General features: G+C 54.0%; 21 protein-coding genes, 1 pseudogene and 1 riboswitch. Of the genes and pseudogenes, 10 read left to right on the forward strand and 12 right to left on the reverse strand.

The genetic code is table 11. The features are described 5' to 3' along the window. Nucleotides 1-81: 81 nt before the first annotated feature. Complete coding sequence (locus QWV57_RS14475; RefSeq protein ID WP_013144424.1) at nt 82-246, reverse strand: hypothetical protein; 165 nt, start codon at nt 244-246, stop codon at nt 82-84. Between the two features lie 18 nt (nt 247-264). Next, nucleotides 265-528 (reverse strand): YtzC family protein, encoded by a 264-nt coding sequence (locus QWV57_RS14480; RefSeq protein WP_011232317.1) that lies wholly within the window; start codon nt 526-528, stop codon nt 265-267. 428 nt (nt 529-956) lie between these two features. Here QWV57_RS14480 and mnmM point away from each other — a divergent pair, with 428 nt between their 5' ends. Further along, nucleotides 957-1,544: a tRNA 5-(aminomethyl)-2-thiouridylate-methyltransferase MnmM gene (mnmM, locus tag QWV57_RS14485; RefSeq protein ID WP_014196591.1), complete on the forward strand. Its 588-nt coding sequence runs from the start codon at nt 957-959 to the stop codon at nt 1,542-1,544. A gap of 57 nt (nt 1,545-1,601) precedes the next feature. Here mnmM and QWV57_RS14490 read toward each other — a convergent pair whose 3' ends face one another. Then, nucleotides 1,602-2,711, reverse strand: coding sequence for a tetraprenyl-beta-curcumene synthase (locus QWV57_RS14490; RefSeq protein WP_301100005.1), 1,110 nt, complete (start codon nt 2,709-2,711; stop codon nt 1,602-1,604). 338 nt (nt 2,712-3,049) lie between these two features. Here QWV57_RS14490 and QWV57_RS14495 point away from each other — a divergent pair, with 338 nt between their 5' ends. Further along, on the forward strand, nt 3,050-3,598 hold the full coding sequence (locus tag QWV57_RS14495) for a gamma carbonic anhydrase (RefSeq protein WP_013144421.1): 549 nt from the start codon (nt 3,050-3,052) through the stop codon (nt 3,596-3,598). A 22-nt stretch (nt 3,599-3,620) separates the two neighbouring features. On the opposite strand, the gene metK is transcribed toward QWV57_RS14495, so the two are convergent. Then, nucleotides 3,621-4,832: a methionine adenosyltransferase gene (gene metK, locus QWV57_RS14500; RefSeq protein WP_014196594.1), complete on the reverse strand. Its 1,212-nt coding sequence runs from the start codon at nt 4,830-4,832 to the stop codon at nt 3,621-3,623. A 129-nt stretch (nt 4,833-4,961) separates the two neighbouring features. Then, a riboswitch (SAM riboswitch) is annotated at nt 4,962-5,076 on the reverse strand. A 218-nt stretch (nt 5,077-5,294) separates the two neighbouring features. On the opposite strand from metK, the gene pckA reads away from it, so the two are divergent. After that, on the forward strand, nt 5,295-6,881 hold the full coding sequence (pckA, locus tag QWV57_RS14505; protein WP_015375659.1) for a phosphoenolpyruvate carboxykinase (ATP): 1,587 nt from the start codon (nt 5,295-5,297) through the stop codon (nt 6,879-6,881). Between the two features lie 676 nt (nt 6,882-7,557). On the opposite strand, the gene QWV57_RS14510 is transcribed toward pckA, so the two are convergent. The 3 genes from QWV57_RS14510 to QWV57_RS14520 all read right to left on the reverse strand — a co-directional run bounded on the left by QWV57_RS14510 (nt 7,558) and on the right by QWV57_RS14520 (nt 9,912). Beyond that, on the reverse strand, nt 7,558-8,508 hold the full coding sequence (locus QWV57_RS14510) for an Rpn/YhgA-type helix-turn-helix domain-containing protein (protein ID WP_301100007.1): 951 nt from the start codon (nt 8,506-8,508) through the stop codon (nt 7,558-7,560). 280 nt (nt 8,509-8,788) lie between these two features. Next, nucleotides 8,789-9,031 (reverse strand): DUF2584 domain-containing protein, encoded by a 243-nt coding sequence (locus QWV57_RS14515; RefSeq protein WP_015375661.1) that lies wholly within the window; start codon nt 9,029-9,031, stop codon nt 8,789-8,791. 92 nt (nt 9,032-9,123) lie between these two features. Continuing rightward, complete coding sequence (locus QWV57_RS14520; protein ID WP_060788433.1) at nt 9,124-9,912, reverse strand: alpha/beta hydrolase family protein; 789 nt, start codon at nt 9,910-9,912, stop codon at nt 9,124-9,126. 291 nt (nt 9,913-10,203) lie between these two features. On the opposite strand from QWV57_RS14520, the gene QWV57_RS14525 reads away from it, so the two are divergent. From QWV57_RS14525 to QWV57_RS14535, 3 genes are read left to right on the forward strand one after another with little or no spacing between them, the layout of a single operon-like run. Next, nucleotides 10,204-11,208, forward strand: a complete 1,005-nt coding sequence (locus QWV57_RS14525; RefSeq protein ID WP_081212690.1) for an ABC transporter substrate-binding protein — start codon at nt 10,204-10,206, stop codon at nt 11,206-11,208. An 18-nt stretch (nt 11,209-11,226) separates the two neighbouring features. Continuing rightward, nucleotides 11,227-12,018, forward strand: coding sequence for an ABC transporter ATP-binding protein (locus QWV57_RS14530; protein ID WP_015375664.1), 792 nt, complete (start codon nt 11,227-11,229; stop codon nt 12,016-12,018). Next, nucleotides 12,002-12,811 (forward strand): ABC transporter permease, encoded by an 810-nt coding sequence (locus QWV57_RS14535; RefSeq protein ID WP_020756175.1) that lies wholly within the window; start codon nt 12,002-12,004, stop codon nt 12,809-12,811. Before QWV57_RS14530 ends, QWV57_RS14535 begins: the two co-directional genes overlap by 17 nt. 124 nt (nt 12,812-12,935) lie before the next feature. Here the strand turns inward: QWV57_RS14535 and ytkD are convergent, their stop codons facing one another. The 4 genes from ytkD to QWV57_RS14555 form a co-directional block, all read right to left on the reverse strand. Further along, entirely contained in the window at nt 12,936-13,427 is a 492-nt protein-coding gene (gene ytkD / locus QWV57_RS14540; RefSeq protein ID WP_015375666.1) for an RNA deprotection pyrophosphohydrolase, read from the reverse strand. A 58-nt stretch (nt 13,428-13,485) separates the two neighbouring features. Next, a complete protein-coding gene (locus tag QWV57_RS14545) occupies nt 13,486-13,818 on the reverse strand; it encodes a hypothetical protein (RefSeq protein ID WP_041470577.1) in 333 nt (110 codons plus the stop codon). Between the two features lie 61 nt (nt 13,819-13,879). After that, entirely contained in the window at nt 13,880-14,275 is a 396-nt protein-coding gene (locus QWV57_RS14550) for a phage holin family protein (RefSeq protein ID WP_013524459.1), read from the reverse strand. A 152-nt stretch (nt 14,276-14,427) separates the two neighbouring features. Then, nucleotides 14,428-14,868, reverse strand: a complete 441-nt coding sequence (locus QWV57_RS14555; protein ID WP_011232333.1) for a Dps family protein — start codon at nt 14,866-14,868, stop codon at nt 14,428-14,430. Nucleotides 14,869-15,420: 552 nt separating this feature from the next. Here QWV57_RS14555 and ytzI point away from each other — a divergent pair. Beyond that, the gene (ytzI, locus tag QWV57_RS14560) at nt 15,421-15,582 is read left to right on the forward strand and encodes a YtzI protein (RefSeq protein ID WP_015375668.1); all 162 of its coding nucleotides are present in this window, start codon (nt 15,421-15,423) and stop codon (nt 15,580-15,582) included. A gap of 22 nt (nt 15,583-15,604) precedes the next feature. Here ytzI and QWV57_RS14565 read toward each other — a convergent pair whose 3' ends face one another. Then, complete coding sequence (locus QWV57_RS14565; protein ID WP_011232335.1) at nt 15,605-16,081, reverse strand: S-ribosylhomocysteine lyase; 477 nt, start codon at nt 16,079-16,081, stop codon at nt 15,605-15,607. A gap of 213 nt (nt 16,082-16,294) precedes the next feature. Here QWV57_RS14565 and yidD point away from each other — a divergent pair, with 213 nt between their 5' ends. The 3 genes and pseudogenes from yidD to QWV57_RS18020 all read left to right on the forward strand — a co-directional run. Then, complete coding sequence (gene yidD, locus QWV57_RS14570) at nt 16,295-16,540, forward strand: membrane protein insertion efficiency factor YidD (protein WP_011232336.1); 246 nt, start codon at nt 16,295-16,297, stop codon at nt 16,538-16,540. Nucleotides 16,541-16,643: 103 nt separating this feature from the next. Continuing rightward, nucleotides 16,644-17,630 carry a metal ABC transporter substrate-binding protein gene (locus tag QWV57_RS14575; RefSeq protein ID WP_015375669.1) on the forward strand — a complete coding sequence of 329 codons (987 nt, stop codon included), beginning with the start codon at nt 16,644-16,646 and terminating at the stop codon, nt 17,628-17,630. A 48-nt stretch (nt 17,631-17,678) separates the two neighbouring features. Beyond that, nucleotides 17,679-17,807, forward strand: a pseudogene (locus QWV57_RS18020) (cytochrome d ubiquinol oxidase subunit II); the annotation flags it as partial. Nucleotides 17,808-17,833 lie beyond the last annotated feature (26 nt).

Genomic DNA, 17,833 nt, shown 5'->3' on the forward strand with positions numbered 1-17,833 from the left:
CGGAAACAATGGCTTTTGAAGCGGGGCTCCTGCGCGAAAAGAAGAACAAGTTGGAGCGGCTTCCGCCCCTTTGGCTTGTCGTCACCCGTTCCGCTGCTTGGAGCGGATCGGTTGGCCGCCCGTTTCCTCGTATTGCTTTTTCGCCAGCTTCACCGGGTCAAAGTCTTGACCAAGCTCAAGATCGTTATTGTTTTGGCCGCTAGGTGTTTTTTGTTCCGGATTCGTTTGTTTCAAGCGTCGCTTCATGTCGTGTTCCTCCTCGTTTCAGCGGTCAAGCAAAATCATGTCGTTTTGCAATTGCTCCAGTTGGAGCCGCATCCGATGCAGCTGCTCGCGCTGCTGGGCGTTGCAGCTTCGCGCCAAGTGCGCCAAATCGATGACCGTCTGCTCGAGCATCTGCTGGGCGTTGGTGTATTCGGTGATGTTGTAATGCTCCTGCTTTTGCGCTTCCGTATATTGCTCTTTCGCGTAGCGGATCACATCTTCACACCGCTGCAAAAATTCCTCAACGGATTGTCTTGTCGCCATGCGCTCACCTCGTTTCGTGATATTCCCTCATGTTTACTATGCGCCGCATAGGCCGGCCGTATCACGCCAATGATTGGCAGCGGTCGATTTTCCATGAAGTTTTTGTTACAATGCCGACGTGGGGATCTTCGTTCAGCTCAATCAGGCCGATGTCGGTCAGCTCAAGGTTTTCTGTCACGTCGGCGCAGAGGATGGCGAGGCTTTAGAGGACTGGTGAAAAACGACCGATTTCGCCGAACCCGCTGTTTTCGGCTGAAAGAGAAGCGTTGATGTTACAGGACTTCCCCATTTGAGAAGAAAGTCCGTTTTCCGCGACTTTTCACTAAATCACCAGTCTTTTAGGGAAAAACGATGGCATCCGGCATCTTTGGCGCAGCGACACGCCTGCCAACGTAAACGATGAAACGATCACAAGGAGGGGCCAACCGATGGCTTTGATGAACATTTTGCCGTTTGCCCGCTTTTTGCTTGATCAAGCGGTCAACGAAGGCGACATCGCCGTCGACGCGACCGTCGGCAACGGGCACGACACCGTGTATTTGGCCGAACGCGTCGGGGAGACAGGCCATGTGTTCGGCTTTGACATTCAGCCTGAGGCCATCACCGCCGCTTCCGCCCGCCTCGCGGAACATGGGCTATGCGGGCGGGCGACGTTGTTCGAGCGAAGCCATAGTGAACTGCTTGAGGCGCTTCCCGCCGATGTACACGGGCGCATCGCCGGCGCGGTGTTCAACCTCGGCTATTTGCCGGGCGGCAATAAGCAAATCGTCACCCAGCCGGAATCGACGATCGAAGCGGTCCGCCAGTTGCTTTCCGTCATGAAGCCGGGCGGCGTCATCGTTCTTGTCGTCTACCACGGCCATCCGGAAGGAAAGCGCGAACGCGACGCGCTCCTTGATTACGTCCGTTCTCTTGATCAACGGCGCGTCCATGCCTTGAAATACGAATTCATCAATCGGCAAAACAACCCGCCGTTTTTGCTCGCGCTCGAGAATCGGGCGGATGGGGGCGCCTGATTCCGTCCGATCCGCCGACGAACCACTGCTCTTGCCAATACAAGCAAACGGCCGCCCTTATGAAAAGAACAGCCGTTTTTGCCGCTCCTGCCAAAAGCGGTATGCTTTTCCGTTCCAATAGAAAAACTGCGACGCCGCCCCGCCGGCGCGGACGAGCCGGCGCGCCAGCCGGCGCAGCCCGCGCTGCTTTTTCACCTTGGCATCCGACAAATACAACCCAAGAAGCCCTCGGTGAATAAGGCGGTGAAACTCGCCGTGCGGAAGGGCGCCGACATGGCGGTCGGCCTCTTCGATGAAATGGCAAAGCCGCTCAAGCATCACCGTTTCATTCGGATAGTAAAAGCAAAAGTTTAAATCGCCGCCGTCCCGGTCTTCCTCCTGGTCGATCAAATAGTCAAGCAAAATGTGCAGTCCTTGAATGTACGGAAAATAACCGTCGCGCACTTGTCTCGCCATCTCCGGCGGCAGCGATTCGCCAAACGCATAGGCGACGAGGCAGAAAATGCCGAGCGTCGAACCGGAGCAGGCGGAAAACTCATACCATTCCATCGGCGGCAAGGCGTCTTTGTATTGCGCGAACCATTTCTCCAGCCGCGGCACCCGATCGCTCGCTTCGACATGTTTATGCACTTGCAAGTCGCAATAATATCCGGCCAATTCATGCAAAAATGGGGCGATCGTCTCATAATGGCGCACCGTCTCGAGCACCTCTTGGCACGTGCGGACGAGCGCCGGCAAATAGCCGCCGTCTTCCTGTTCGCGGCGATGGCGGTAATAGTTCGACGGCTCCGCGCCGATCGTCAAAGCGTCCGGCATCGAATCGTGCAAGGCGCGAAAGTCGAGCGGATCGAGCGAAGTGCTGCGGTCGCACAAATTATCCAAATAATCGCTGATCGTCTGGTAAGCCACGATAAAGCGGATGCAATCCTCCATGTTTTCTCCGGCCAAGAGCGCCAAAATGGAGCCGCCTTCGCAATGGAACGTTTTCGAAGCGATGCTCGCCAAGGCCTGGCGCCGCAATTCCGGGTCGGGAATGCGCTCGGCCTGGCGCCGCCAATAGGCAAGCTCGCGGTGGACAAGCGGAAGCACGTCACGATACACCATTTTCATCAAGGCGATGGGGTTTTTCGGAATGTTCAATCGGCTCACCTCAGGTGCAAACACCATGGTCTCGTCTCCTAGCATTTCCATCTTATCAGCAACCAAAATCGTTTCGCGTCTGAACAGCCTGCGATCTCGTCTTCCAGTATTGCCATCAATGCGGCCGGGGCAAACCATAAAAGGGTTGGCGATGGAATGAAAAAACCGCTCAACAACGGTTCTTCTCACGTTGAGAAGCTTTGTGAAATCGGATCTTCTTTCCCGATCCCAACCACTCATCGGGCGAAACGAAACGTTTTTCACCAATCCCGATCAGGCGCGCTCACTTTCGTTGGCGATTTGGACGCAGCGTTGTACAATACATGGTGAACGATCGATTTTGCAGCAGAAAGGAACGAACGCCCATGATTTACCCATACAAAGGCAAAACGCCGCAAATTGCCGCCTCCGCCTTTATCGCCGACTATGTGACGATCACCGGCGATGTCGTGATCGGCGAAGAGACGAGCATTTGGTTCAATACCGTCATTCGCGGCGATGTGGCGCCAACGGTGATTGGCAACCGGGTCAATATTCAAGATAACTCAATTTTGCATCAAAGTCCAAACAATCCGCTTATCATTGAAGACGGTGTAACAGTCGGCCATCAAGTCATTTTGCACAGCGCCATCGTTCGCAAAAACGCGCTCATCGGCATGGGCTCGATCATTTTGGACCGCGCGGAAATCGGGGAAGGCGCGTTTATCGGCGCCGGCAGTTTAGTGCCGCCGGGCAAAAAAATTCCGCCCAACACGCTCGCCCTCGGCCGGCCGGCGAAAGTCGTCCGCGAACTGACGGAAGACGACATCCGTGAAATGGAGCGCATACGCCGCGAATATGTCGAGAAAGGGCAGTATTACAAAGCGCTGCAGCAACAGCGGACATCGTGCGCCAACAAAAAAGAGCTGCCGTGATCAGGCAGCTCTTTTTCTTTCATCACTTGTCCGCCAACGCCAGCGCTTGTTCTTTCAACAAGGCGGCTTTGTCGGTGCGCTCCCACGGCAGGTCGATGTCCGTACGCCCAAAATGGCCGTAAGCAGCCGTCTGTTTGTAAATCGGGCGGCGAAGGTCGAGCATTTTGATGATGCCCGCCGGGCGGAGATCGAAGTTGTTGCGCACGACCTCAATCAAAATGTCTTCCGACACTTTGCCGGTGCCGAACGTATCGATCGAAATCGAAACTGGGCGGGCGACGCCGATCGCGTAGGCAAGCTGCACTTCGCATTTGTCGGCCAGTCCTGCCGCGACGATGTTTTTCGCGACATAGCGGGCCGCATACGCCGCCGAGCGGTCGACTTTCGTCGGATCTTTGCCCGAGAACGCGCCGCCGCCGTGGCGGGCGTAGCCGCCGTACGTATCGACGATGATTTTGCGCCCCGTCAACCCAGCATCCCCTTGCGGACCGCCGATGACAAACCGTCCTGTCGGGTTGATGAAGTATTTCGTGTTCTCATCAAGCAGCTCTGCGGGCACGACCGGCTTGATGACCTGTTCTTTAATGTCGCGCTCGATTTGCTCTTGCGTAATTTCCGGATGGTGCTGCGCGGAAACGACGATCGTATCGACGCGCACCGGTTTGCCGTTTTCATCGTATTCGATCGTCACTTGCGTTTTCCCGTCCGGCCGCAAGTACGGCAAGACATCCGTTTTGCGCACTTCCGCCAATCGGCGCGCCAAGCGGTGCGCAAGCGAAATCGGCAACGGCATCAATTCTTCCGTCTCATTGCAGGCGAACCCAAACATCAATCCTTGGTCGCCGGCGCCAATCGCTTCAATTTCCTCGTCAGTCATCTGACCTTCGCGCGCCTCAAGCGCCCGGTTCACCCCCATCGCAATGTCCGGCGATTGTTCGTCAATCGACGTCAGCACCGCGCACGTATCGGCGTCAAATCCGTATTTGGCGCGCGTGTAGCCGATCTCCCGGACCGTATCGCGGACGATGCGCGGAATGTCCACGTATGTTGATGTCGTGATTTCCCCGCTCACGAGCACCAGCCCGGTCGTGACGCTCGTTTCGCAGGCGACGCGGGCGTTCGGATCTTTTTCCAAAATGGCATCCAAAATGGCGTCAGAAATTTGGTCGCAAATTTTATCCGGATGTCCTTCCGTCACAGACTCTGAAGTAAACAAGCGGCGTTTGGCTGACATTCGGTTTGTTTCCTCCTCTTGGCATAATGTGGCAACACGGAACTCATTTCCCTTTTTCCCTTCGCAATATAAAAAACCTTTCCTGTAACGGCTGAGGAAAGGTCATGGCAATCGTATTGCTTCCTTTCACTCTTATCGTTCAAGGACTGCGCCTTGCCACAGGTTAGCACCATTTCACACATGTACAGTTGTGACGGTTGCTGGGCTTCATCGGGCCTGTCCCTCCACCGGCTCGGGATAAGAGTATCCGTTCAATGACTTATCTTATCGCAATGGAATCGGCAAAGTCAACTATCAAAATTCATTTTTTATCATTTCCAGCCGAGAAAATTCTTTCCTCAAGGAAATCGACACATTGGGCAAAATAAAGTTTGAAAAACCCACACAATTAGTATGGACTATTAATAAAAATGTGTTATACTATTTTCAAGAGTGATTTCAAAAAGAAGGCAGGTTTTGAATATGGGGATCGCAAACATGACGAATAAGCTTGATGTATTGCTGCAAAAACCGTACGTGCATCATCAACTGTCCGTCGCCGAGCTCGTCGAGAAAGTCCTGCAGCGGAACGAAGGACGGCTGACGCACACCGGAGCCGTCGCGGTCACGACCGGCAAGTACACAGGGCGGTCGCCGAAAGACAAATACATCGTCGAAGAACCGTCAACGAAGCAAACGATCGACTGGGGAGCGGTCAACCAGCCGATGTCTCCGGAGACGTTTGATAAACTGTACGACAAAGTGCTCGACTATTTAATGAAGAAAGATGAACTGTTCGTGTTTAAAGGCTTTGCCGGCGCCGATCCGAAATACCGGCTGCCGATTCAAGTCGTCAACGAATTCGCCTGGCACAACTTGTTCGTCCATCAGCTGTTCATTCGGCCGAACGCCGAAGAGCTCGCCGTGCATGAGCCGCAATTCACCGTCATTTGCGCGCCGAACTTTAAAGCCGACCCGAAAGTCGACGGCACGCGCTCGGAAGCGTTCATCATCATCTCGTTTGAACGGCGCACCGTGTTGATCGGCGGCACCGAGTATGCCGGCGAAATGAAAAAATCGATTTTCTCGGTGATGAACTATTTGCTGCCGGAACAAGGCATCCTGCCGATGCACTGCTCGGCCAACGTCGGCCAGGAAGGCGACGTCGCCCTCTTTTTCGGCTTGTCGGGAACGGGAAAAACGACGCTCTCGACCGACCCGAACCGCCGCTTGATCGGCGATGATGAACACGGCTGGTCAAGCCGCGGTATTTTCAACATCGAAGGCGGCTGCTATGCGAAATGCATCAACCTATCGCGCGAGAAAGAGCCGCAAATTTTTGACGCCATCGGCTTCGGCGCGGTGCTCGAAAACGTCGTCCTCGATGACGCGACGCGGGTGCCGAATTACGACGACGGCACGCTGACGGAAAACACGCGCGCCGCCTACCCGCTTCAGGCGATCCAAAACATCATCGACCCGAGCGTCGCCGGCCATCCGTCCACGATCGTGTTTTTGACGGCTGATGCGTTCGGCGTCCTGCCGCCGATCAGCAAGCTGACGCGCGAACAAGCGATGTACCATTTCTTAAGCGGCTACACAAGCAAGCTCGCCGGCACCGAACGCGGCGTCACCGAACCGGAAGCAACGTTCTCAACGTGCTTTGGCGCACCGTTTTTGCCGCGCCCGGCCGTCGAATACGCGGAAATGCTCGGGCAAAAAATCGCCGAACACAACGTCCGCGTCTTTTTGGTCAACACCGGTTGGACAGGGGGGGCGTACGGCGTCGGCAGCCGCATGAAGCTCGCCTACACCCGGGCGATGGTGCAAGCCGCCGTCGAAGGGGAGCTCGACAACGTCGAAACAGTCAAAGATCCGATTTTCGGCCTCGCCATCCCAACCCGCGTCCCCGGCGTGCCGGATGACGTCCTGCAGCCGCAAAACACATGGGCCGACAAACAAGCATACGAACAAAAAGCAAAAGAGCTGGCGCAAAAATTCCGCGCCAACTTCCAAAAATTCGCCCACATCGATCCGTCCATCGAAAAACTCGGCGGACCGCTCGTGTAACAAGAACACGGCCGGACAGGGTATTCCCTGTCCGGCTGTTTTTTATTTCTTTCCGTTGCTTTGGGCCTCCCATTTCGCCTCCTTCCCACGAAAATCGGGAGGATTTTTTCATTCCGATGCCGAACAAATCCTTGACAAACAAGGGAAGTTGTGGTAATAAAAAATAGACTCTGCACAAGAATAAGGGGGAGGCTTCCATTGCTTCAGTATATCCATTCGCCTTTAGGAAATTGTTGAAAATCCATCCGCTTTCCTTCGCCCCCTTGCTTGGGGGCGCGACAAAGAGCGCGTTTTATCAAAAACTGAAGAGCTGGCTTTTGGTTCGTGTTTACGATTCCATCACCAATCGTTTCGATGATCAAAGAGAGGATTGAGGAGGAGAAATCACGGGAACTATTTTGTGAGCTCCCTCTGTAAATGATCACTTTATTTCAGAACAAAGCAAAGGAATCAGTCTTGCTTCATCATATGGCAGAGTGCAAACCGAAGGATTGTTTGCGCTCCTGCCTTTTCAACATTAGAATCAAAACGCCAATCGGGACGATGAACGTCACCGACAAATTCTGTCAATAGACTTTACCCTCGATGGCCGTAAGGTTCGAACGCATAAAATGATTGTCGTCGATCCCCCGGGGTTTTGGCACGATTGGGGGTCGACGACAATGCGAAGGCGGGTTTACTTCTTCAGCTGTTCAATCTTTTCCGCCGGCAACCCGGTCAGCTCGTGGATCGTGTCGACATCGTACCCTTTCGCCAACATTTTCTTCGCGATGTCGATTTTCCCTTCCTCGATCCCTTTTTGGCGTCCCTGTTCAATCCCTTGCTTCATCCCTTGCTTTATTCCTTGTTTCAACCCTTGTTCGATTCCTTGTTTGACTCCTTGTTGAATGCCTTTCTCGATTCCCCGCTGTTCGTATGAGATGATGAGCTCCATCACTTGTTTCGCTTCCTTCGTCTCCATTTGGCTCACCTCGTTTCGCAGTTGGATTTCCTCCGCTTCGGACAACCGCAAATACGTTTCAAAAAACCCAAACAACAGCCGCTGCTTCGCCTCATCGAGCTCGAGGCGGACTAGGATGCGCAAAAACTCCTTTTTCACTTCCACCTTCTCGCTTTCATTATACCCCATTTTGCTTAACAAGGCGGCGGCAACCGGATTGTCACGGCGGATGTACTCGCGCCACGGCAGTTTGCGCAGTTCCACCGTCAGAAAGCGGAAGTCAAGAACCATCAAAAATGGAAATTGAATCATCAATGAGGAAGGTTCGTCGCGGCGTTCGTCGTAGCTGAAAATGGCGATCGGGAGGATGCGGCGGCGGTGTTTTTGAAACAAGCGGCTGAAGTAGAGGAACATTCGCTCGGGGAACGTCCGCTGCTTATAGCTTTGATGTTCGACGTGAACGATGACGAGCCCGTCCTCCCCTCTTACCTTTGTTTCGACCAACAAGTCGACGCGGTGCTTTTCCCCAGCTGTCACGTCGGTGAACAGCTCTTCGGAGAGAAAGGAAAGATGATGGACGTCGATGTGCTCGTACACGTCAGGAAAGAAAAGAAGCAAAAAGTCTTCGAAAAACGTCGACAGCAGCTCCTTGAACAACCGGTCGTGATCGATTCGCTTTTTCGCCACGTTTTCCCTCCTTGCGGCATCGAATTCATCGTATGATATTCGCTCTCCGCGGCCAAACTCCTTCTCCTCCCCCCTACTTTTTTTATGGTATGATCAAACGTCGCACAGGAAGTCCTCAAGCAAAGGCTATTTTTATGCTTGTCTGAATCGGCCTGACGCCACAAGTTAACTATAGACGGAAAAAACTTGAGCCAAGAGCGCAAACCGTTCTTCCGTTTGCGCTCCTGTCCGATGAACCCGTTCAGCTCTCATTCAGCCGCTTCGTGGTGTGCAGCCTCGTTCAATTCGTCGAATACAGGCTGACGAGCTCATACGTCACCGTCGTCCGGCTGTCTTTCCACTCAAGCTTTCTCACGACCGCAACGCCGCTCGCTTCGCTTTGCACCGTCCGGCGCACTTCAAGCGGCACGTCAAGCGGATACAAGCGGTATCCTTCTTTTTCCAACACAAACACATTTCCTTGAACGCGCTGTTCCTTTCCTTTTGTCACAATGACCGTCTGCAGCTCCATCGGCATGCCCATATGATTCCAACCTCCTTGGCACCCCATCGATTCGTTGGCGGCCGCGCCGCCACCCGAGCGGCGCGCGCAGCCGCCCCTCTAGTTGTATCGTATCACATTGTCAGCTGTTGTTTCATCCATTCCGTGAGCCTTTGCACCGTCTCGCGATTGGCTTGCGGCGGAAAATAGTGGGTGAACTCAGGGAAGTACCAAGCCGTGACCGGTTTGCCGAGCTGCTTCAGCCGCCGCTCAAGCCGATAGGCGTGCTCAATCGATACGTTCTCATCGCGCCCGCCGTGGATGATGAGCACCGGGGCTTGGAGCCGCTCGAGATAATAAAGCGGGGTTCGATGCCGGTAGCGCTCCGGGCATTTGTTCGGCGTCCCGCCGATGACGCGCTTCATCATTCGCCGCAAGTCAGGCCGCTCCCAATACGTAAGCTCCAGATCCGCCACCCCTCCCCAGACCGCCACCGAACAGACCCCCTCGGCCATTAGGGCGGCATGGAGCGCCATCGCCCCGCCGCGGGAGAAGCCGAACATGTGAACGCGCCCGGGATGGACGAGCGGATGGCGGCGAAGGAGATAAAACCCAGCGAGCGCGTCATAACGGTCGTCGCCGGCGAAATCTTCGTTTCCTTCTCCGCCCCCATTGCCGCGGTAAAGCGGAGCGAAGACGACAAACCCTTGCGAAGCGAATTGGACAAGGCGCGGCACTCGCACCTGCCCCACATTTTTAATCCCGCCGCGCAAATACAAGAAGCCGTCATACACCTTATTTTGTTTCGGCGCCGCTAAAAATCCTTTCACCTTCAGCCCTTGGGACATATAGGTGACAAAGAACACATCGATTCCCGGATGCGGCGACGGAAACCGGTATTGGTCGATGATGTCCCCGTCCATACGCCTGCCTCCTTCCTATGCGAAAACAGATGATGCGAACCACCCGTCATCATCCCCCAACGCCTTCTTTCATTAGGACAAGTGGGGATGTCCGACTGCCTCGCCGCTCTTGCATGCCTCCCCTTGGCCGAGCGTCATCTTGAAAAAGCCCTGGAGCGCGAGGAGCGTCCCGACCGCCGCCCGTTCTCGGCTGACCGCCCATTTTTTCTAGGCATTCACACATTTTTGCTGCGTGCATACGATAAGGTGAAACCACGGTTTACCGCATGCGAACCAAGGGGGTTAACGAACATGAAAAAATGGGCCGTATGGTTATGCTCGCTTCTCTTGCTTTTGCCGCTTTCCGCCTGCACGAATGACGGGGGCCAAAGCGAAAAGCCGCTCAAAAAAGTGCGGCTCGCCGAAGTGACGCACTCGATTTTTTACGCGCCGCAGTACGTCGCCCTGGCAAAAGGCTTCTTTCAAGAAGAGGGGCTGGATGTCGAACTGACGACGACATGGGGCGGCGACAAAACGATGACGACGCTGCTTTCCGGCGGCGCGGACATCGCCCTTGTCGGCTCGGAAACATCCATTTATGTCTATGCGCAAGGGACGGACGATCCGGTCATCAATTTCGCGCAGCTCACGCAAACCGACGGGACGTTTCTTGTTTCCCGCGAGAAAATCGACCACTTTACATGGGAGATGCTGAAAGGAAGCACGTTCCTCGGCCAACGGAAAGGCGGCATGCCGCAAATGGTCGGCGAGTTTGTGCTGAAAAAACACGGCATTGACCCGCATCAAGATTTGAAGCTGATCCAAAACGTTGATTTCGCCAATATCGCCAACGCCTTTGCGAGCGGGACGGGCGATTTCGTCCAGCTGTTTGAACCGACGGCGAGCATTTTTGAACAAGAAGGAAAAGGCTATATCGTCGCTTCATTCGGCACCGAATCCGGGCGCGTGCCGTACACGTCGTATATGGCGAAACGAAGCTACATCAAAGCGAACAAAGACGTCATTGAAAAATTTACGCGCGCGATCTACAAAGCGCAGCAATGGGTCGAATCGCACAACGCCGCCGAGATCGCGAAAGCTATTCAGCCGTATTTCAAAGACACCGATTTGGCTTTGATCGAAAAAGTCGTCGACCGGTACAAAAGCCAAGGGACCTACGCGACCGATCCGATTTTGGATGAAGAAGAATGGAACCACTTGCAAGACATTATGGCCGAAGCCGGCGAGCTGCCGAAGCGCATCCACGTTGACACGCTTGTTGATTCGTCGTTTGCCAAAAGCGCGATGAACAAGTGACGAAAGCGGGTGAACGAAATGTTTCTTGTCATCGACCGCCTCTCGCACACGTATTTGACAAAAACGACCGCTGTCACTGCACTCGATGATGTGTCGCTGTCCGTCGAGAAAGGGGAGTTCGTCTCCTTTCTCGGCCCTAGCGGCTGCGGCAAAACGACGCTGCTTTCGATCATCGCCGGATTGATCGAACCAACGGAAGGGGCGGTGCTCATAGAAGGCGAACCGCTCTGGTCGGGCGGATCGGACGCCCAAACGGCGCGGCGTGCGGTCGGCTACATGCTTCAGCAAGACTACCTATTCCCTTGGAAAACGATCGAGGAAAACATTTTGCTCGGACCCCACATCACGGGAACGTTGACGCCGGAAACGAAAAAGCGGGCGCTCGCCCTGCTCGCTGAGATCGGCCTTGGCGGCGTCGAGTCGTATTACCCGAGCCAGCTGTCCGGCGGCATGCGCCAGCGCGCGGCGCTTGTGCGCACGCTCGCGACTGATCCGAAACTGTTGTTGCTCGACGAGCCGTTTTCCGCCCTCGACCAGCAGACGAAGCTGAAATTGGAAGAGCTCGTCTGGGCGACGCTGCGGCAATACGAAAAAACAGCCGTCTTGGTCACCCATGACATCGAAGAAGCCATCGCCATGAGCGACCGCATTTTCTTGTTTTCACCGCGCCCTGGGCGCCTTGTGCGGACGTTTGTCATCCCGGATGAACTGCGCGGCCGCCCGCCGCTTGCCGCCCGCCAGCATCCGGCGTTTTCGCCATTGTTCCAATCCATTTGGAAGGAGATGGAGGACCTTGAAGCCGCTCCATGATCGCATCGAATCGCTGCACCGTGAATACCTCGCCGCATTGCGCAAAGAGCGGCGGGTGATCCGCCTTTGGCAGACGGCGCTGCTTGTCGCCTTTTTCGCCGTCTGGGAAGCGGCGAGCCGCTTCCATTGGGTCGATCCGCTCCTATTCAGTTCGCCGTCCGCCATCGCCAAGCTGTTTGGCGAAAAACTTGGCGATCATTCGCTGTTTGTCCACACGTGGGCGACATTGTTTGAAACGTTGCTCGGCTTTCTTATCGGTACCGCCGGCGGGGCGCTCATCGGCGCGGTCCTTTGGTGGTTTCCGCGCCTGGCGAAAACGCTCGATCCGTATTTGGTCGTCTTCAACGCCATGCCAAAAGTCGCCCTCGGGCCGATTTTGATCGTCGCTCTCGGACCGGGATTTACGTCCATCATCGCCATGGGCGTCGTCATTTCCATCATCATCACGACGATTGTCGTCTATTCGGCGTTCCAAGAAGTTGACCCGAACTATTTGAAAGTGCTGCGGACGTTCGGCGCCACCCGCTACCAATGCTTTAAAGAGGCGGTGCTGCCGGCGTCGTTCCCGGCGATCATTTCGACGTTGAAAGTGAACGTCGGCCTCGCTTGGGTCGGTGTCATCACCGGAGAGTTTCTCGTCTCCAAGCAAGGGCTTGGGTATTTAATCATTTACGGCTTCCAAGTGTTCAACTTCACGCTCGTATTGATGAGCCTGCTCATTGTCGCTTTGTTGTCGACTGTTATGTACCAACTTGTTGCCATCGTCGAGAAAAAATGGGGCAGCCGTCGTTAAGAGACGTTCGTAAACGATCGACGGGCGTCTCTTTTCATTCCTGACGTCGGGCCGGCATCCGCCCATCCCCCCTTGGCTTCTTCCTTCATGGAACCGGATGACCAACAAAAGCCGTCTAAAATCATCACCGTTCTCCGCTTCTTTCCCCTCGGCTGATCAGTCCGCGCTGTTTCAACTCGGCAAGCGAAAGCGAAAGGACATCGTCTTTCATGATATAGCTGAACCGTTCATCCGTGCGGATGTCATCCGGCAGCGCCTCAAGCAGCACCGGGCCGTTCGTTTCCAAATACGACCCCCGCTCGACGAGCGCAGCGATGTCGGCAAAATAAATGTTTTTCACGATATCCGGCTCCACTTTATATTGGCCGATGTATTCGAGCCGGCCGACGATTCCCCCCGTTTCTTCCATCACTTCGCGGACCGCGGCTTCCGCCGCTGTTTCCCCTTCTTCCACCTTGCCGCCGGGAAACTCAAGGCCGCGGCGCGGATGATCCGTCAACAGCCATCGCCCGCCATAGCGGCAAATGACCCATACATGCCCGGGGGAGGGGGAAAACGGATGATCCGCAAAGGCCAGCCGAACGCGATGTCCGTAATAATCGCGAAATTCATGCATCGGACTCTCCCCTTTCCTCTCCCCATTATACAGAAAAACGCCGCTCGACTCGCGGCGTTTACTCTTCTTTTTCGTCCGGGAGAATGCCCATCGAGCGGATGTGCGCTTTCGCTTCGTCGTTGCCGAGCTCATAAATCATTTTGTAAATGTCGACCATCGTCCGGTCGTACGCATCGTTTTCCCGATCATAGTGGTATTGGATGTACGGCACATGGGTGCGCCAAAACGCCTGCCAGTCGGTGGAGTAGTTTTGGTCAAAATACTCGCGCAGGCGTGCGATTTCCTCGTCGGTCGCCTCAATTTGAAAGTCCCACGGCGATGCCGTTTTCAACTGGGAAATTTCCCCGTGCGCCATTGAGACGTAATACGTCTTTTTTTGTTCATCTGCCACCTTCATCCACTCCTTCTTTTGCTCTTTTTGCTTAGTGTGGGGCAATCGGGGAAAAATATGCTTATTTTATTTCATCTTTCAACAGCTCGATCGCCTTGCGCAGCACGGACGGGATCGGAACGCCCGCCCGGCCGGCGTTTTCCACAATCGAGATAAACTCATTGGCGATATAGAAAAAAATGATCGCATCGCGGATGACATGCATGTTCCATCCAATGGCCAAATCGACGAGATGCGACGCCGCCACCAGAACGAAAATCAACAGTTTGCGGATGATGCCGCGAAAGCCGACTTGACTTGACAGCTTGCCTTCGACCGCGCTGGCGGCAATGCCGGTAAGGTAGTCGACAATGACCAAAGCAAGCAAAATCACGACAAATGAGTCCACGCTGCCGACAAACAGCGACAGAAACGAACCGAACAGCGACACGGCAACCATCGGGATCGGCTTGTTCACGCTCCCCCCTCCTTGAACATAGGATACGCGTAACTATCGTATGCCCGGAGGGGAGAACGCGGCGCGGCGCATTCCCTAAAAAATCGCCCTTTTTCGACAAAGAAAGGACAAAGCAAAAGGCCGTCCCCCGGCCTGAGGACAGCCTCCTCTTCTTATCGTCCTAAGAACGATTTCAACATCCAGACGTGTTTTTCCAAGCTGCGATGAATGCCAAGCAGCATATCCCCCGTCGTTTCATCGTTCACTTCATCCGCCAGCTGCATGCCTTCTTTCAATTCGCCGATCATCGTTTCAAAGTCGCCGACAATCGAAGCGACCATTTGCTCCGCCGTTTCCGTCCCGGCTGCTTCTTTGACGGACGCCTGCTTGAGGCAGTCTTTCATCGTCGCCACAGGCTTGCCACCCAAGGCCAACAGCCGCTCGGCCAGTGCGTCAATGTGGGTCGCGGCTTCGTTGTACAACTCTTCGAATTTTTCATGCAGCGTGAAAAACTGCGGCCCGGTGACATACCAATGATAGTTGTGCAATTTCACGTACAACACAGTCCAGTTGGCGATTTGCTTGTTGACAAGATCGATCAGTCGAGTTGTCATCCTCTCACTCCTCCTTATGGTTCTTGTACCCAGCTGGCTTGTTGGTCAACTACCCCCACTTCGCGAACGCTTGAAGTGGGGGCTTGCAACTCCCCAGAAGTGCGAGCGGACTTCGTCCTCCTTCCTTGACTTGGGGTTGCATCAGGGGCAGGTTGACAACTGCCCAACGATGCAGGTCATGCCTGCATCGTTGCCGATTCTCTCGGTGTGTCTGTTGGCAGTACTTGGCTTCCACACACAACAGACGGACCTACGCTCGATGTTTTACGGTTGCAACGTTTCCTGCAACCAACCCCATCCATCGAGCAGCCGTGAGTGGAGTGCCTTTATTGAACAGTTTTCTCCACGCCTTTATTCGATCATACACAAAAGAAAGGGGGAACGCGCATTCCTCTCCCACTTACTCCCTTTGGTCGTTGAGTGGGAGTCTCCTGCGCGAAATAGAGATGAAACATGGAAAACGTGTCGATGGATAGCTTGCCCGATTTCACCGGAAATATGAACGCCAGCTCTGCCAGATATGGTATAATAAAAAGAAAAAAGGCGGGCGTCATGATGTACTGGACCTTGATCGTTTGCCTCATCATCGCCGCTGTCGTTCTCGTGCTGGCGGTCGTCACGACGTCCAAAGCGTATGCCTACAAGCATACGGTCGATCCGCACCCGAATGAACACGGCGGCGAACAACAAGCCGGCCCGAAGCAGCCGCAGTAGCGGCGCGGGGCTGGCTTGTTCATCAACCAAACACCTTTTTCAACTCTTCTTTCTCTTGCGAAAGCCAAAAGCGCATCAGCTGTTTGGCCGCCTCTAGATCATGCAGCTTCGCTTGGCCGCATTGCCGCTCGGTCGCGGCTGGCACTTCCGTCGCGGCGAGCGCGTCCTTCATGGCTTCTTCCAACAAATCAATGATCTCGTCCACGGTCGGCGAGCCGCTCACGACAAGATAAAACCCGGTTTGGCAACCCATAGGCGAGATGTCGATAATATCGAAATGATCATATTTGGCCGCATGTCGGCGCAGCGTATACGCCAACAGATGTTCGAGCGTATGAATCGCGGCCGGGTCCATCGCTTCTTTGTTCGGCTGGCAAAAGCGAATGTCAAACTTATTGACGACGCCGTCACTGCCGACTTTGTGAACGCCGCAATGCCGAACGTACGGCGCTTTGACCGCGCAATGGTCCAATTCAAAGCTTTCCACCGGTGAAGGCATGTCAATCACTCCTAGCTATTTTGATCCTCTTTCTTTATCATAACCAAAACGAGGGGCGTCCCGCATCTTTTTTGCCTCTCGCTTGGCGTCTATGCCCAAAAAGCAAGGTCTGGGCGAGCGCCCCCATTCCGAGCGAACGACAGTCGTTTTGCTTGAACAAAAGAAAGGTTTGTTCTATTGTAATCATGATGATCACAGAAAGGAGAACTGGGCATGGGCCAATGGCTGATTTGGTGCATCCGCTTTTATCAACGCTTCCTTTCTCCGCTCAAGCCGCCGACATGCCGCTTTTATCCGACCTGCTCGAACTATGGCATCGAAGCGATCCGGCGCTTTGGCGCCATAAAAGGGGGATGGCTGACGGCGAAGCGCATTTTGAAATGCCATCCGTTCCATCCGGGCGGTTTTGATCCCGTTCCTGAATCATCAGAACACGCGAAAAGAAACAAAATCACTTAATGGCCTTGCCATTTGCTTTATTTTTTTGTATGATCGATCTTGTAAATCGTAATGATTACGATATAATAAATGCGGACATCTTGATTCCAGAAAGGAGTTCAACATGAGAGCAACGTCCATCATTTTGTCTTTCCTTTTGGCGACGAGCGCCTTGCTATACGGCTGTCAATCGAAGCCAGAAACAAAAGAGGGCCAAACATCGAACGATCAGCTAACGATTTATACAACCGTCTATCCGCTTGAAGACTTTACGAAAAAAATCGGCGGCGACGCCGTGAACGTCAAAAGCGTTTACCCGCCGGGAGTGGAAGCCCATACTTTCGAACCGACAACCAAAACCGTGCAGCAGATTGCCGATGCGGACGCCTTCATTTACATTGGCCACGGGATGGAACCGTTCGCCGAAAAACTGCAGGAAACATTACAAAATGAGCACGTCCGATTTCTCGTTGCTACAAACGGCATCGAATTGCTTGAATCGAACCATGAACAGGAGCATGCGCATGGCGAAGGGCACAAAGACGAACACGGAGAGGGACATGAGAAAGAACATGGCCATGAACACGGAGACAAAGATCCTCACGTATGGCTTGACCCCATCCGCTCCATTGCGATCGCCAAGAACATCCGCGATTTGCTGATTGAACTGAAACCTGAAAAAAAAGACCTGTTTATGCAAAACTTTGAAACGTTAAAGATGAAACTCGAGCGCCTTGACGGGCAATTCCGTTCAACAGTGGAGAAAGCTCCTAGAAAAGAGATACTCGTTTCCCATCAAGCCTACGGATATTGGGAAGACCGCTACGGAATCAAACAGCTGAGCGTTTCCGGGCTTTCTCCGAGCAACGAACCATCGCAAAAAGAGCTGACTCAGCTCATCCAGACAGCCAAACAGCATCACATCCGCTATGTCATTTTCGAACAAAATGTTCATCCCAAAACGGCGGAAGTGATTCAGAACGAAATCGGCGCCAAGCCGCTCCGTCTGCATAACTTGGAATCGCTGACCGATGAAGATCGAAAAGCCCACAAAGATTACTTTTCCCTTATGGCCGAGAATCTCCGCGTGCTGCAAAAAGCCCTTCATTGAAATACAACCGCCTGCCTCTTTCGATTGAGGCAGGCGGTTTCGTTTCCTTTTCCCCATCCGGATACATTCCGGGCGCTGTTTGCCTTCTACATCGTGGGCTTTCTCATTTTGTTTCCCGGCTTCGTCTATTTCTGGCGTTTGTTTATGCACGATAAGCGCTATGTACGGCCAAAATAACAAGGAAAAAGGTGTCCCCAACACGC

The organism is Geobacillus zalihae (assembly GCF_030414215.1).
Classification (GTDB): Bacteria; Bacillota; Bacilli; order Bacillales; family Anoxybacillaceae; genus Geobacillus; species Geobacillus zalihae.

Bases quoted from the DNA above. Each gene is read 5' to 3' on its own strand.
- QWV57_RS14475 (WP_013144424.1), bottom strand. From the start codon at position 246: ATGAAGCGACGCTTGAAACAAACGAATCCGGAACAAAAAACACCTAGC.
- QWV57_RS14480 (WP_011232317.1), bottom strand. From the start codon at position 528: ATGGCGACAAGACAATCCGTTGAGGAATTTTTGCAGCGGTGTGAAGAT.
- mnmM (WP_014196591.1), top strand. From the start codon at position 957: ATGGCTTTGATGAACATTTTGCCGTTTGCCCGCTTTTTGCTTGATCAA.
- QWV57_RS14490 (WP_301100005.1), bottom strand. From the start codon at position 2,711: ATGGTGTTTGCACCTGAGGTGAGCCGATTGAACATTCCGAAAAACCCC.
- QWV57_RS14495 (WP_013144421.1), top strand. From the start codon at position 3,050: ATGATTTACCCATACAAAGGCAAAACGCCGCAAATTGCCGCCTCCGCC.
- metK (WP_014196594.1), bottom strand. From the start codon at position 4,832: ATGTCAGCCAAACGCCGCTTGTTTACTTCAGAGTCTGTGACGGAAGGA.
- pckA (WP_015375659.1), top strand. From the start codon at position 5,295: ATGGGGATCGCAAACATGACGAATAAGCTTGATGTATTGCTGCAAAAA.
- QWV57_RS14515 (WP_015375661.1), bottom strand. From the start codon at position 9,031: ATGGGCATGCCGATGGAGCTGCAGACGGTCATTGTGACAAAAGGAAAG.
- QWV57_RS14520 (WP_060788433.1), bottom strand. From the start codon at position 9,912: ATGGACGGGGACATCATCGACCAATACCGGTTTCCGTCGCCGCATCCG.
- QWV57_RS14525 (WP_081212690.1), top strand. From the start codon at position 10,204: ATGAAAAAATGGGCCGTATGGTTATGCTCGCTTCTCTTGCTTTTGCCG.
- QWV57_RS14530 (WP_015375664.1), top strand. From the start codon at position 11,227: ATGTTTCTTGTCATCGACCGCCTCTCGCACACGTATTTGACAAAAACG.
- ytkD (WP_015375666.1), bottom strand. From the start codon at position 13,427: ATGCATGAATTTCGCGATTATTACGGACATCGCGTTCGGCTGGCCTTT.
- QWV57_RS14555 (WP_011232333.1), bottom strand. From the start codon at position 14,868: ATGACAACTCGACTGATCGATCTTGTCAACAAGCAAATCGCCAACTGG.
- ytzI (WP_015375668.1), top strand. From the start codon at position 15,421: ATGATGTACTGGACCTTGATCGTTTGCCTCATCATCGCCGCTGTCGTT.
- QWV57_RS14565 (WP_011232335.1), bottom strand. From the start codon at position 16,081: ATGCCTTCACCGGTGGAAAGCTTTGAATTGGACCATTGCGCGGTCAAA.
- yidD (WP_011232336.1), top strand. From the start codon at position 16,295: ATGGGCCAATGGCTGATTTGGTGCATCCGCTTTTATCAACGCTTCCTT.
- QWV57_RS14575 (WP_015375669.1), top strand. From the start codon at position 16,644: ATGAGAGCAACGTCCATCATTTTGTCTTTCCTTTTGGCGACGAGCGCC.